Source organism: Burkholderia sp. 567, assembly GCF_040545115.1.
Classification (GTDB): Bacteria; Pseudomonadota; Gammaproteobacteria; order Burkholderiales; family Burkholderiaceae; genus Burkholderia; species Burkholderia ambifaria.
Genome location: NZ_JBEPLG010000001.1, coordinates 1 through 13,837, shown reverse-complemented (window position 1 = coordinate 13,837; position 13,837 = coordinate 1). Strand labels below are relative to the sequence as shown.

Annotated in this window: 10 protein-coding genes and 2 rRNA genes; 1 reads left to right on the top strand and 11 read right to left on the bottom strand. The window is 65.1% G+C overall.

All coding sequences use genetic code 11. The features are described from left to right. Position 1 precedes the first annotated feature (1 nt). The 7 genes from ABIC50_RS00060 to coq7 form a co-directional block, all read right to left on the bottom strand. A complete protein-coding gene (locus tag ABIC50_RS00060; RefSeq protein ID WP_354160971.1) occupies positions 2–1,408 on the bottom strand; it encodes a UDP-N-acetylmuramoyl-tripeptide--D-alanyl-D-alanine ligase in 1,407 nt (468 codons plus the stop codon). Then, positions 1,405–2,943, bottom strand: a complete 1,539-nt coding sequence (locus ABIC50_RS00055; RefSeq protein WP_354160969.1) for a UDP-N-acetylmuramoyl-L-alanyl-D-glutamate--2,6-diaminopimelate ligase — start codon at positions 2,941–2,943, stop codon at positions 1,405–1,407. Before ABIC50_RS00055 ends, ABIC50_RS00060 begins: the two co-directional genes overlap by 4 nt. After that, positions 2,940–4,787 (bottom strand): peptidoglycan D,D-transpeptidase FtsI family protein, encoded by a 1,848-nt coding sequence (locus ABIC50_RS00050; protein ID WP_105834670.1) that lies wholly within the window; start codon positions 4,785–4,787, stop codon positions 2,940–2,942. Before ABIC50_RS00050 ends, ABIC50_RS00055 begins: the two co-directional genes overlap by 4 nt. Beyond that, positions 4,784–5,125, bottom strand: a complete 342-nt coding sequence (gene ftsL / locus ABIC50_RS00045; protein ID WP_166722693.1) for a cell division protein FtsL — start codon at positions 5,123–5,125, stop codon at positions 4,784–4,786. The genes ABIC50_RS00050 and ftsL overlap by 4 nt, the downstream gene beginning before the upstream one ends. Continuing rightward, positions 5,122–6,063, bottom strand: a complete 942-nt coding sequence (rsmH, locus tag ABIC50_RS00040) for a 16S rRNA (cytosine(1402)-N(4))-methyltransferase RsmH (protein ID WP_006752434.1) — start codon at positions 6,061–6,063, stop codon at positions 5,122–5,124. The genes ftsL and rsmH overlap by 4 nt, the downstream gene beginning before the upstream one ends. 23 nt (positions 6,064–6,086) lie before the next feature. Next, on the bottom strand, positions 6,087–6,515 hold the full coding sequence (mraZ, locus tag ABIC50_RS00035) for a division/cell wall cluster transcriptional repressor MraZ (RefSeq protein ID WP_006752433.1): 429 nt from the start codon (positions 6,513–6,515) through the stop codon (positions 6,087–6,089). Positions 6,516–6,903: 388 nt separating this feature from the next. Beyond that, positions 6,904–7,530 (bottom strand): 2-polyprenyl-3-methyl-6-methoxy-1,4-benzoquinone monooxygenase, encoded by a 627-nt coding sequence (coq7, locus tag ABIC50_RS00030; protein ID WP_175674911.1) that lies wholly within the window; start codon positions 7,528–7,530, stop codon positions 6,904–6,906. A gap of 277 nt (positions 7,531–7,807) precedes the next feature. Here coq7 and ABIC50_RS00025 point away from each other — a divergent pair, with 277 nt between their 5' ends. After that, complete coding sequence (locus tag ABIC50_RS00025; RefSeq protein WP_011655884.1) at positions 7,808–8,965, top strand: porin; 1,158 nt, start codon at positions 7,808–7,810, stop codon at positions 8,963–8,965. A gap of 346 nt (positions 8,966–9,311) precedes the next feature. On the opposite strand, the gene ABIC50_RS00020 is transcribed toward ABIC50_RS00025, so the two are convergent. From ABIC50_RS00020 to ABIC50_RS00005, 4 genes are all read right to left on the bottom strand, one after another. Continuing rightward, positions 9,312–10,985: a long-chain fatty acid--CoA ligase gene (locus tag ABIC50_RS00020; protein WP_175674912.1), complete on the bottom strand. Its 1,674-nt coding sequence runs from the start codon at positions 10,983–10,985 to the stop codon at positions 9,312–9,314. Between the two features lie 136 nt (positions 10,986–11,121). Further along, positions 11,122–13,197, bottom strand: coding sequence for a molybdopterin-containing oxidoreductase family protein (locus ABIC50_RS00015; RefSeq protein ID WP_354162152.1), 2,076 nt, complete (start codon positions 13,195–13,197; stop codon positions 11,122–11,124). A gap of 313 nt (positions 13,198–13,510) precedes the next feature. After that, positions 13,511–13,623: ribosomal RNA gene (gene rrf / locus ABIC50_RS00010) — 5S ribosomal RNA — on the bottom strand. Positions 13,624–13,754: 131 nt separating this feature from the next. Further along, positions 13,755–13,837, bottom strand: a 23S ribosomal RNA gene (locus ABIC50_RS00005); the annotation flags it as partial.

The following is a 13,837-nucleotide window of genomic DNA, read 5'->3' as shown; positions in this document are numbered from 1 at the left end:
CTCAGTGTGCGGCGGGCACCGTGCCCGCCGCGGATTGGTTCGTCAGCGCGTCGACCACGCGCTCCATCTTCATGTACCGCGAGCCCTTCACGAGCACCGTCGCCTGCGCGCCGTAGCCCGCCGCGAGCAGCGCCGTCACCAGCGCGCCGACGTCGCCGAAATGGCGGGCCGTGTCGCCGTACGCCGTGCACGCATCGCGCGACGCGTCGCCGAGCGCGAACAGCGCATCGATGCCGCGCTCGCGCGCATACGCGCCGATCTCGCGGTGGAATGCCGGGCCTTCGTCGCCGACCTCGCCCATGTCGCCGATCACCAGCACGCGCGGCGCCGGTTGCGCAGCCAGCACGTCGATCGCCGCGCGCATCGAGTCGGGGTTCGCGTTGTAGGTGTCATCGACGACCGTCGCGCCCGCGAGGCTGCCGACGTCCGCCTGCCGGACCTGCAGACGACCCTTGACCGGTTCGAACGATTCGAGGCCCTGCTTGATCGCGGCCAGTTCGATACCGGCCGCGAGCGCAGCAGCAGCAGCAGCCAATGCGTTGCGTGCGTTGTGCTCGCCGAGCGCGCGCAGGCGCACCGTCACCGCGCCCGACGGCGTGTCGATCGCAAGCCCGCCGCCGTGCAGACGGCCCGTGACCTGCGCTTCGACCTGCCGTTCGGCATCGTGCAGCGCGAAATCGAGGATCGGGTTGCCGGTCGCCGCGACGCGCCAGATGCTCGCGTATGCATCGTCGGCCGGAAACACCGCGACGCCGTCCGGCGTCAGCGCGTGGATCACGGCCGCGTGCTCGAGCGCAACGGCTTCGACGGTAGCCATGAATTCCTGGTGCTCGCGCTGCGCGTTGTTGACGAGCGCGACGGTCGGTGCCGCGAGGCGCGCGAGGATTTCCGTCTCGCCCGGGTGGTTCATCCCGAGTTCGATCACCGCGACGCGATGCGCGCCGGACAGGCGCAGCAGCGTCAACGGCACGCCGATGTCGTTGTTCAGGTTGCCGGCCGTCGCCAGTCGCGCGTCGGCGCCGACTGCCGCCGCGAAGATCGACGCGATCATTTCCTTGACGGTCGTCTTGCCGTTGCTGCCCGTCACCGCGACGAGCGGCACCGCGAAGCGCTTGCGCCAGCCGTGTGCGAGCGCGCCGAGCGCGGCACGCGTTTCACCGCCCTCGACGACCGGCATCGCGAGACCCGCCGGCACGTGCGCGACGAGCGCCGCGGCTGCGCCACGCGCGGCCACGTCGCCCAGGAAGTCGTGCGCGTCGAAGCGGTCGCCCTTCAGCGCGACGAACAGGTCGCCCGGGCCGACCGTGCGGCTGTCCGTCGACACGCGCTCGAACGTCGTGTCCGGATCGCCGTGGACGGTGGCGCCGGGAATCAGGCGGGCGGCTTCGCCGAGACTGAGCATCGTCATTCGGCACCTCCCTTGACGTGCGTCGCGCGTGCCGCGAGCGCGAGCCGCGCGTGATCCTGATCGGAGAACGCGCGCTTCTTGCCCATGATTTCCTGCGTCGCCTCGTGCCCCTTGCCGGCCAGCACGACGACGTCCTCGCGGGCGGCGCCGCGCACGGCCTGCAGGATCGCGCTTGCGCGATCCTCGATGCGGCGCGCGTGATCGGGCGCCGTCATGCCCGCGATGACCTGGTCGATGATGCGCTGCGGATCTTCGCTGCGCGGGTTGTCGCTCGTGACGACGACTTCATCGGCGAGCCGTTCGGCGATCGCGCCCATCAGCGGGCGCTTCGTCGCATCGCGATCGCCGCCGCAGCCGAACATGCACACGAGCCGGCCGCCGCGTGCGGCCGCGATCGGGCGCAACGCGTCGAGCGTCTTCTCGAGCGCATCGGGCGTATGCGCATAGTCGATCACGACCAGCGGTTCGTCGTTCTGCAGCCGGCCGCCCAGGCGCTGCATGCGGCCATTGACGGACTCGAGCCGTGCGATCTCCGCGACCGCCGCGTCGAACGGCACGTCGGCCGCGAGCAGCGAGCCGAGCACCGCGAGCAGGTTGCTGACGTTGAACGCGCCGAGCGTGCCGACCTCGACGTCCGCGTCGCCCCACGACGAACGCAGGTGGAACGCCGTGCCCGTGGCGGTGGCGCGCACGTCGATCGCGACCAGTTCGCGATCGGCGTCGGGCGCCTGCGCGTCGCCGATCCCGTATGCGATCGTGCGCACGCGGCCGGCCAGCTTCTCGAGCAGCCGGCGGCCGGCTGCGTCGTCGCGATTGACGACCGCCGCGCGCAGGCCGCGCCACGCAAACAGCTTCGCCTTCGCGGCTTCATACGCCTCGAACGTGCCGTGATAGTCGAGGTGATCCTGGGTGAGGTTCGTGAACACGGCGATGTCGAACGCCGTGCCGTTCACGCGGCCCTGATGCAGCGCGTGCGACGACACTTCCATCGCGACGGCCTTCGCGCCCGCGTCGTGCAGCTGCGCGAGGCTGCGCTGCAGCTGCGGCGCGTCCGGCGTCGTGAAGCCGGTCGGCACCAGATGCCCGTGCATGCCGCTGCCGAGCGTGCCGATCACCGCGCACGGCTGGTGCAGCGCCGTCAGCGCGGCGGCGATCCATTGCGTGCACGACGTCTTGCCGTTCGTACCGGTCACGCCGATTGCGAGCATGCTGTCGCTCGGGTCGCCGTACCAGCCGCTGGCGATCTCGCCGGCCAGTTGGTCGAGCGCCGGCACAGCGAGTGCGACGGGCACGGCCGGCGCGGCCGCGAGACCTTCCGGCTGATACAGCACGGCGGCCGCGCCACGCGCGACGGCATCGGCAATGAAGGCGCGATTGTCTGCCCCGTCGACCGCATAGCCGAGAAACACGTCGCCGGCCCGCAGGCTGCGCGTGTCGGCATGCAGTTGCGCCGCGGGGGCCACATGCTGGCGCAGCCACGCAAGCGCGGCTGCGATCTGCTGATGCGCCGGATGGGAACTGCGAGCGGCGCTCATCGAACAACTCCTGGTGAATTACGTGTCGTGCTGGATACGATCATATGCTTCGCACCGCTGCCCGCGGCGAGCTTTTGCGGACCCGGCTTCGCGGGCGCGCCCGGTGCGTCGTCGGACACGACCAGCTGCTTGATCGGCATGTTCGGCGGCACGTTCAGCGCGCGCATCGTATCGCCGGCGATCGCTGAGAATACGGGGCCGGACACCTGGCCGCCGAAGTGGCTGCCGGCGGTCGGTTCGTCCACCGACACCGCGACGACGATGCGCGGATTCGGCATCGGCGCCATCCCGACGAACGACGCGCGGTACTTGCGCGTGTAGCCGTGGCCTTCATGCTTGTACGCGGTACCGCTCTTGCCGCCGACGCGATAGCCCGGCACGGCGGCGTCCGGCGACGTACCGCCCGGCGCGACGACCGTCTCGAGCATCGCGCGTACTTCGCGGGCGGTGGTCGGGTTGAACACCTGCGTGCCGGCGATCGGCTGATTGGGGTCGGTCTTGAAAATGGTCACGGGCATCAGCTCGCCGTCGTGCGCGATCGCCGTGTACGCGCGTGCGAGCTGGAACAGCGACACCGACAGGCCATAGCCGTACGACATCGTGGCCTGCTCGATGCGGCGCCAGCTCTTCCACGGACGCAGGCGGCCGGCTACCGCGCCCGGGAACCCGACCTTCGGCGCCTGGCCGAGGCCGATGCTCGTATACATATTCCACATTTCCTCGGGCCGCATCGTCATCGCGATCTTCGTCGCGCCGATGTTGCTCGACTTCTGGATCACGCCGCCGACCGTCAGCGTGCCGAAGCCCGCGTCGTCGGTGATCGGCGCGCCGTCGAGCACGAAATGCCCGTTGCCCGTCTCGACGAGCGTGTTCGGCGTCACGCGGTGCAGGTCGAGCGCGAGCGATACCGTGAACGGCTTCATGATCGAGCCCGGCTCGAACACGTCGGTCATGATCCGGTTGCGCAACTGCTCGCCCGTCATCCGCGAGCGGTCGTTCGGGTTGTACGTCGGGTAGTTGACGAGCGCGAGCACTTCGCCGGTACGCACGTCGACGACCATCGCCGCGCCAGCCTTCGCCTTGAACTTCTCGACGGCGGCCTTCAGGTTCGCATAGGCGATGTACTGGATCTTGCTGTCGATCGACAGGCCGACGTCCGTCCCGTTGTGCGGGGGAACCTGTTCGGCGACGTCCTCGACGATGTGCCCCAGCCGGTCCTTGATCACGCGGCGCACGCCGGACGTGCCGGACAACAGCTTCTGGTCGCCGAGCTCGACGCCTTCCTGACCTTCGTCCTCGACGTTCGTGAAGCCGATCAGGTGCGCGGTGATCTCGCCTTCCGGATAAAAGCGCTTGTACTCGTTGCGCTGATAGATACCGGGGATATCGAGCGCGGCGACCTTGTCCGCGACGTCGATCGGCACCTGGCGCTTCACGTAGACGAAACCCTTGTCTTCCGACAGCTTCACGCGCAGTTCCTTCGGCGTCATGCCGAGGAGCTTGCCGAGCTGGTTGATCTTGTCCGCGCCGAGATCGTCCGGCACGGCGTCCGGAATCGCCCAGATCGCGCGCACGGGCAGACTCGTCGCGAGCACGAGCCCGTTACGGTCGAGGATCTTGCCGCGCGTGGCGGGCAGTTCGAGCGTGCGCTGATAGCGGCTTTCGCCCTGCTTCTGATAGAACGCGTTGCCGGGCCCCTGGATCCAGAACGCCCGCGCGGCGAGCGCGACGAACGCCATGAACAACATGAACACGACGAGTTTCGAGCGCCACATCGGCAGGTGCACGCCGAGCACGGGGCTCGACGAGAATTTCACGTCCTGGCGCTTTTGCGACGGCTTCATCGCGCGCCCCCCTTGCCCTTGGTGGCCGCGTCGGCCGACGCGGGAATCGGCGCGTCGATCGCCTTCACGGCGCCCGGCGGCAGCGTCAGGTATTGGGTGCGGCCCGTCGTGATCGGCTGCATCTTCAGCGAATCGTTCGCGAGTTGCTCGATGCGCGACGTCTTCGACAGCGCGCTCTGCTGATATTGAAGCTGCGCATAGTCCTGCTGGAGCTGACGCTCCTGCGACTGCGCGCGCTGCAGCTGGATGAAGATCTGGCGCTGCTGGTTCGTCGAGTTGACGACCGACAGCGCGCAACCCATCACGATGATCAGCAGGAAGATATTGAAGCGGCTCATGGCGTGACGCGCTCCGCGATGCGCATCACGGCCGACCGGGCGCGCGGATTCGCGACGACTTCCGCTTCGCTCGGGAATTGACGGCTGATTATCTTGAGCGGCGGGCTCGGGAGGTCGACGGCACGGATCGGCAGGCGACGATCGACCGCGGGCGCACTCGCGTGCGCCTGCATGAATCGCTTGACGATCCGGTCCTCGAGTGAATGAAAGCTGATGACCACCAGCCGCCCCCCTTGCTCCAGCAACGACAATGCCGCGTCTAGTACGACTTGCAGGTCCGCAAGCTCTTGATTGACGTGAATCCGTATAGCCTGAAAGGTGCGGGTTGCCGGATCCTTGCCCTTCTCACGGGTTTTGACGACGTGACCCACGATTTGGGCAAGCTCGCCCGTGGTGTCGAGAGGCCCAAGACGGTCGGACTCTGCCCGGCGAGCAACAAGCGCCTTTGCAATCTGAAAAGCAAACCGTTCTTCCCCATAATCCCGTATCACCTCCGTCAATTCCTGCACCGAAGCCCGCGCGAGCCATTCGGCCGCCGACTCCCCACGCGTCGGATCCATTCGCATGTCCAGCGGACCATCGGCGCGAAAGCTGAAACCGCGCGCCGGATCGTCCACCTGCGGCGAGGACACGCCCAGGTCCAGCAACACACCCGACACCTTCTCGATACCGCGCGCCGCAAGCGCGTCGCGCATCGATGCAAAGCTGTCATGCACGATCGAGAAGCGCGCATCCTCGATGCGCTGCGCCGTCTCGATCGCCCTCGGATCCTTGTCGAACGCGATCAGCCGGCCGGCCTCCGCCAGCCGCGCGAGTACCGCGCGGCTGTGGCCGCCGCGCCCGAACGTGCCGTCGACATAAATGCCGTCCGGGCGCGTCACGAGCGACTCGACTGCTTCGTCCAACAGCACGGTCCGATGCTGCAATTCATTTCCCATCGCGGGCGTCTCCGTCACCGCAATCAGAACGTAAAGTTCTTGAGCGCATCGGGCATGCCCTGCGCCATCGCTGCCTGCTCCTTCGCGATGTAGGTCTGCGAATCCCACAGCTCGAAGTGACTACCCATTCCCAACAACATGACTTCCTTTTCCAGTCCGGCTGCCATCCGCAGCTCGGGCGATACGAGAATCCGGCCCGCGCTGTCGAGATCGACATCCATCGCATTGCCGAGAAAAATCCGCCGCCACCAATGGGCGTCCATCGGCAGCGCGGCGATCTTGGCGCGGAATACTTCCCATTCGGGGCGCGGAAACAGCAACAGGCAGCCGTCCGGGTGCTTGGTCACAGTCACCCGTCCTTCTGCCTGTCCTTGCAGCGCTTCGCGATAGCGAGACGGCACCGACATCCGCCCTTTCGCATCGAGCGTCAGCGCCGACGCCCCTTGGAACACTTTCCGCTCTCCCGTTCAGGGCACCGAAGCACCCGCCCAACGCTCAAGAATTTAGCCCGAACAGCCCGCCAAATCACACAAAAATACACTTTCTCACACTGTCTCCCACTTTAGAGGAAGGGTTTGGCACGGTCAAGGGAGCGGCCCGCTTTTTTGACGAATTTTGTTAGTTAGAACAAGGACTTACGCGCACATGCTCATGCCACCCCTCATACCAAAAACCGTTATAAATGAACGGGCTAGGGAAGCTTGTGAAGGTGATACGTGAGAAAGGCGGGCCAGACTGGCGTGCGGACGGGACTTTCGGGGGCGGGAAAACGCGGAAAAAACGGGCGGTATCGGGTTCGGCGGACCGGCGCGGCGTCGTGCGTCGCGCCGGCCCCGGACGTCAGAGATAGTACGCTGTGCGCGTCATGACTTTCGACGCGGCGCGCATCAGCATGCGCGCGGGCAGCGGCAGTTCGATGCCGCCGGCGTCGGTCGCGGCCTTGCCGTGCTTGACCTCGTCGACCCGCATCTGCTCGACGATCGCGCGCGACGCCGTGTCGGTGGCCGGCAACTCGGAAAGGTGCCCGTCGAGGTGGCTCTCGACCTGACGCTCCGTCTCCGCCATGAAGCCGAGGCTGACCTTGTCGCCCAGCGTGCCGGCCGCGACGCCGATCGCGAGCGCGCCGGCGTACCACAGCGGGTTGAGCAGGCTCGGACGCGAATCGAGTTCCTTCAGCCGATGCGCGGTCCACGCGAGGTGATCCTCCTCCTCGCGTGCTGCTTCCTCGAACATCGCCTTCGACGATGCCGAGCGCGCGGTCAGCTTCTGCGCCTGATAAAGCGCCTGCGCACAGACCTCGCCGACATGGTTCACGCGCATCAGCCCGGCGGCATGCGCGCGCTCCGCGGGCGTCAGTTCGCCGGCGGGCGGCTCCGTCGGCACGGGCACCGGGCGGCTCATCCGGCTAATGCCGGTCAGCGAGCGCAAGCCGCGATCGAATTCGCTGATCAGTTCATCCAACACCATCCTGTTCTCCTGGCTGCGTGTGCCGCCGCGGGCGGCAAAGGCACGTGCTCCGCTGCGTAACCGACTTGATTATTCAGCGGAAATTGCGGTTAACCCGTGATTTTAACCATTGTTGCATAAAGGAAACATGGCGACCTTGAGCGACGGCATTTCGCTTTGTCCGAAAAATCGGTTTTGCTACATTACGTGCGACTTCTTGCGAAGTTGGTGGGGCCCGTCAACAGAACATAACTATCCGCCCCGCCAAAAAAATTCAGTGATTCTTGGAGATCCGTTAATGAAAAAGTCGCTTCTCGCGCTCGTCGCGCTGGGCGCGTTCGCTGGCGCAGCTCATGCGCAAAGCAGCGTGACGCTTTACGGCATCATCGATGAAGGCTTCATCTTCAACAACAATGCGAAGGGCGGCCATCTGTACGGTCTGTCGAGCGGCGTGATGCAAGGCAGCCGCTTCGGCCTGCGCGGCACCGAAGATCTGGGCGGCGGCCTGAAGGCGGTCTTCGTGCTCGAGAACGGTTTTGACGTCAACTCCGGCAGGCTCGGCCAGGGCGGCCTGATGTTCGGCCGCCAGGCTTACGTCGGCCTGTCGAGCCAGTTCGGTACGGTCACGCTGGGTCGTCAGTACGACTCCGTCGTCGACTTCGTCGGCCCGCTCGAGGCAGGCGATCAGTGGGGCGGCTACATCGCTGCTCACCCGGGCGACCTCGACAACTTCAACAACGCGTACCGTGTGAACAACGCGGTCAAGTACACGAGCCCGACCTACGGCGGCTTCTCGTTCGGCGGCATGTACAGCTTCGGCGGTCAGGCCGGCCAGTTCTCGCGGAACCAGGTCTGGTCGCTCGGCGCCGGTTACAACAACGGCCCGCTGGTGTTGGGTGTCGGCTACTTGAACGCCCGCACGCCGGCGAACTTCGGCGGCATGTTCAACACCGGCGCGTCGGCTGCCACGACGGCCGTGTCGTCGCCGGTGTACGGCGCGTACGCGAACAGCGCGAACACGTACCAGGTCATCGGTGCGGGCGGCGCGTACACGTTCGGCGCGGCGACGATCGGCGCGACGTACTCGAACACGAAGTTCAAGGGCTTCTCGGTGGGTCCGTTCGTGAACCAGACCGCGACGTTCAACAACGGCGAAATCAACTTCAAGTATCAGCTGACCCCGGCGCTGATCGTCGGCGCCGCGTACGACTACACGCAAGGCAGCAAGATCGACGGCAACTCGGCAGCCAAGTACCACCAGGGCTCGCTGGGCGTCGACTACTTCCTGTCGAAGCGCACGGACGTCTACGTGATCGGCGTGTACCAGCATGCATCGGGCAACGCGCTCGACGCAGCAGGCAACGTCGTTCAGGCACATGCTTCGATCAACGGTCTCGACCCGTCGACGACCAGCAACCAGGTCGCAGCTCGCGTCGGCATCCGTCACAAGTTCTAATCAGCTTGTCTGACAAGCCGCAGCATATTGAAGGCGCCTTCGGGCGCCTTTTTCTTTGTGGAGCCCGGGAAGCGAAGCGGTGAGCGGGACGGTCGCAGCACATCGCGGCGACTGCAACGTACCGTTCGCGGGCTTCATCGACGCGTACGCCTTGGCCGATTGCTCGCGGAATGCACCGAGCGCCATCCGCGCGCTGACAACCCCGTTGAGGCGTTCCGTCGGCTGCGACGCGCCCGGTCGAACGCGCGTCGTTCCGGCGATAGCCACATCGGTGCGCCGCAGCCCCGATGCCGGCGTCACAAATAAAAAACCCGGCACAGGCCGGGCTCGTTGTTCGACTTCGGTGTTACGCGCGTCCGTCGCGCAATTCGCGCCGCAGGATCTTGCCGACGTTCGTCTTCGGCAGCTCCGTGCGGAACTCGACGAGTTTCGGCCGCTTGTAGCCGGTGAGCCGCTCCTTGCAGTACGCGAGGATGTCCTTGTCGGTCAACGCCGGATCCTTCTTCACGACGAACAGCTTCACGGCTTCGCCCGAGTGCTCGTCCGGCACGCCGACCGCCGCCACCTCGAACACGCCCGGGTGGGACGCCACCACGTCCTCGACCTCGTTCGGATACACGTTGAAGCCGGATACCAGGATCATGTCCTTCTTCCGGTCGACGATCTTCACGTAACCGCGCGCGTCCATCACGCCGACGTCGCCGGTCTTGAAGAAACCGTCCGGGAACATGACCTTCTCGGTTTCATCCGGACGGTTCCAGTAGCCGGCCATGACCTGCGGTCCGCGGATGCAGATCTCGCCCGGCTCGCCGAGCGGGACGTCCGCGCCGGCATCGTCGCGGATGGCAACCTCGGTCGACGGCAGCGGCAAGCCGATCGTCCCGCTGTACTCGGTCGCCGTCACGGGATTGCAGGTGGCAACCGGCGACGTTTCAGACAGGCCATACCCTTCGACGATCGCCGTATGGGTCTTCTCATACCAGCGCTTCGCGACGCTTTCCTGGATCGCCATGCCGCCGCCGTTGGCGATCGCGAGCTTCGACAGGTCGAGCTGGTTGAAGTCGGGATGGTTCAGCAGCGCGTTGTACAGCGTGTTGACGGCCGGGATCGTCGAGATCTGGTAACCCTTCAGCTCCTTGATCATGCCGCCGATGTCGCGCGGGTTCGGAATCAGGATACCCATACCGCCCGTGCGCATCGTCAGGAAACCGCAGACCGTCAGCGCAAACACGTGATAGAGCGGCAGCGCGACGACCGTCACGAACTGCTTCACGTCGGGGTACTTCTCGTGCGCCGGATGGTGCCACGCGCCGGCCTGCAGCACGTTCGACACGATGTTCCGGTGCAGCAGCGTCGCGCCTTTCGCGACACCCGTCGTGCCGCCCGTGTACTGGAGGAACGCGACGTCGTCGGGGCCGAGCTTCTGCGGCTTGAAGGTCTGGCGCGCGCCTTCCGACAGCGCGGCCTTGAAGCGCGTAAACGACGGAAGCTGCCAGGCCGGCACCATCTTCTTCACGTTGCGCACGACGTAATTGACCAGCCAGCCCTTGATGCCCAGCAGATCGCCCATCGACGCGACCACCACATGCTTGACCGCGGTATTGGCGATGACGGCCTGCAACGTCGACGCGAAGTTCTCGAGGATGACGATCGCTTCCGCCCCGCTGTCCTTCAGCTGATGTTCGAGCTCGCGCGGGGTATAGAGCGGGTTGACGTTGACGACGGTGTAGCCCGCGCGCAGCACCGCGACGATCGCCACGGGATACTGCAGCACGTTCGGCATCATGAGGGCGACGCGCGCGCCGCGCGCCAGACCGCGCGATTGCAGCCATGCGCCGAACTGGCGCGACAGCGCATCGAGCTCGCCGTACGTGATGCTCTTGCCCATGCAGACGAACGCCTTGCGGTCGCGATACTGCCTGAAGCTTTCGTCGAGGAGATCCGGAATGGAAGGATACGGGGACGCGTCAATTTCGGCTGGAACGCCGGGTGGGTACGATTTCAGCCAAATTTTTTCCATACTGCGCGTCTCCTCACAGATTTTCGAATGGTCGTGCTAAAACGCATCGTAGCGGCTCGCAGGTCCCGCGACAACAGGGTTAGATGCTCACTTCCAACTTTCGAGCGATTTCGTCTGATCATATCTCGAAGTTCGGTCAAATCCGCTCAACTTCGACCAGACAATCGTAGAACGTCGCCGAGTTGCCGAGATCGGTCAGCGCCTGGCTTGTCACTTCGTTTGCGTTTCGCCCATCCGCCGCGAGCTTCTTCCACCAGATCGACAGCCCGACGACGAGGCCTTGTCGCGCGCGATCGGTCACTCTCGCGACCGCCTGCATCGAGCCGCGGTCGTTGAAGATGCGTACGACATCGCCCTCGTGGATGCCGCGCGCATCGGCGTCGGCCGGATGCAAGTCGAGGTGCGGCTGGCCTTCCGTGCTGCGCAGGCTGTCCACGTTGACGAACGTGCTGTTCAGGAAGTGCCGCGCCGGCGGCGAAATCATCGCGAGCGGATAGCGGGCGGCGAGTTCAGGCGCGGCCTCCGCCGATTCGAACGGCGGCAGGTAATCGGCCACTGGGTCCATGCCCATCTGTTCGAGTCGCGCGCTATGGAACTCGCATTTGCCGGACGGCGTACGGAAGCCACCGTTCGCGAAAGGCGCGTCCGCCACCTTCAACTTCAGCCAGCCGGCACGCTTCAACGTATCCCAATTGCTGTCGAGCGCCGGGTCGTCCCAACGGAGCGCTGCCTGCGCGACCTCTTCATCGCTGTGGAAAAGCGCGGGCTCGTCGAGCCCCATACTGCGGGCAATGCCACGAAAGATTTCGGTGTTCGGGCGGGCGTCGCCGACTGGCGGAATCGCCGGCAGATTCGCCATTACATAGGTGTGGCCGTACGACTTGTGGACGTCGAGATGCTCGAGCTGGGTCGTAGCCGGCAACACAATGTCGGCGAAATCGGCCGTATCGGTCTTGAAGTGTTCGAGAACGACCGTGAACAGATCGTCGCGCGCGAACCCCGCCGCTACTTTCGACGAGTCGGGCGCGACCGCGACCGGATTTGAATTGTAGACAATTACCGCTTCGACCTTCGGCCCGAAAGCCGCGTCGCCCGGATTCAGCAACGCATCGCCGATCGTGTTCATGTTGATGATGCGGGGGAGCTTGTGCGGCCAGCCGGGCATCAGATCGGGGCGCAGCAGCGCCGCGTGATTGACCGGCGCCGACTCCGACGACGACAGCAGCAGGCCCCCTGCCCGGTCGCGCCACGCGCCCGTCAGCGCAGGCAGGCTCGCGACCGCGCGCACGGCATTGCCGCCGCCGCGGACGCGCTGCATCCCGTAATTGAGCCGGATCGCTGCCTTGCGAGTCGCACCGTAACGACGTGCGAGTTCGATCAGCTCCGACGCTTCGATGCCGCAGATCCGGGCGACACGTTCCGGCGGATAGGACAGGGCTCGCGCCTTGAGCGCGTCGAAGCCGAGCGTATGACGCGCGATGTAGTCGTGATCGAGCAGATCTTCGGTAATCAGCACATGCATCATCCCGAGCGCGAACGCACCATCGGTGCCGGGTTTCAAGGCGATGTGCTGGTGACATTTCTCCGCCGTCAGCGAGCGGTACGGATCGATCGCAACGAGACGGGCACCGCGACGCTTGGCTTCCTGCGCGCGGGTCCAGAAGTGAAGGCTCGATGCGATGGGATTGGCGCCCCAGATCAGAATCAGCTCGCTTTCCTCGAAATGCTCGAGATGCATGCCGACGTTTCCGCCGTACGTATAGCGCAGGCCGGCCGCGCCGGCCGCGGAGCAAATTGCCCGCTCGAGCCGCGACGCGCCGATTTTATGGAAGAAGCGCTGCGCAATGCCTTCGCCCTGCACGAGCCCCATCGTTCCCGCATAGCTGTACGGCAGGATCGCCTCCGGCGCGCGCGCGGCGATTTCGCCGAGACGGCGGCCGATCTCGTCGAGCGCTTCGGTCCAGCTGATCGGCGCGAATCGCCCTTCTCCCTTCGCTCCGATGCGCTTGAGCGGAACGGTAAGACGGTCCGGATGATGAACGCGGTCCGCGTATCGGCTGACTTTCGTACACAACACGCCTTGCGTGGGCGGATGATCGGGATCGCCCGTGACCTTGATCGCCCGGCCGTTTTCGACGGTCACTCGCATTGCGCAGGTGTCCGGACAATCGTGTGGGCATACGGCCCGAGCTATCTGAGTGGCGGCGTTCATCGTTTCGGATGCGACTGCGTGGAGAGGATTCGCAAATTTTACGTGGACGGGCCGAATAAGACGTCGATTCGTATGAATTTCCCGTCTATTTTTGGAGAAAAGCAGAAGCGGAGGATGGGGAGTATCGACAGTTGAGCGGCTTCTAACGGCCGGTGCGGCGGCGGTACGGGTTAGATGCAACCCTGGTGGTGGCATCGCTGCGCCGATACGGGTCGCAGGTTCGATCGGGGATAACCGATCGGGATCCATCGCTTTTCCGTCGCGCCAATGCAAAAACCCCCGCCTTGTCGGGCGGGGGTTCTTGGCTTAGGGAGCCTGACGATTACCTACTTTCACACGGGAATCCGCACTATCATCGGCGTAGAGTCGTTTCACGGTCCTGTTCGGGATGGGAAGGGGTGGGACCGACTCGCTATGGTCATCAGGCAAAGAGGGTTGTTCTGCTGGCGTGGCCAATAGAACCAATCTGGGAAGAAGCAGTAATTTAGGTTGTGTGTATCACACACGAGAATCCAACTTGTCCGACGCGCTCTGTCAGCGCGAAACAGACTTGTTATAGGATCAAGCCTTACGGGCAATTAGTATCAGTTAGCTGAACGCATTACTGCGCTTACACACCTGACCTATCAACGTCCTGGTC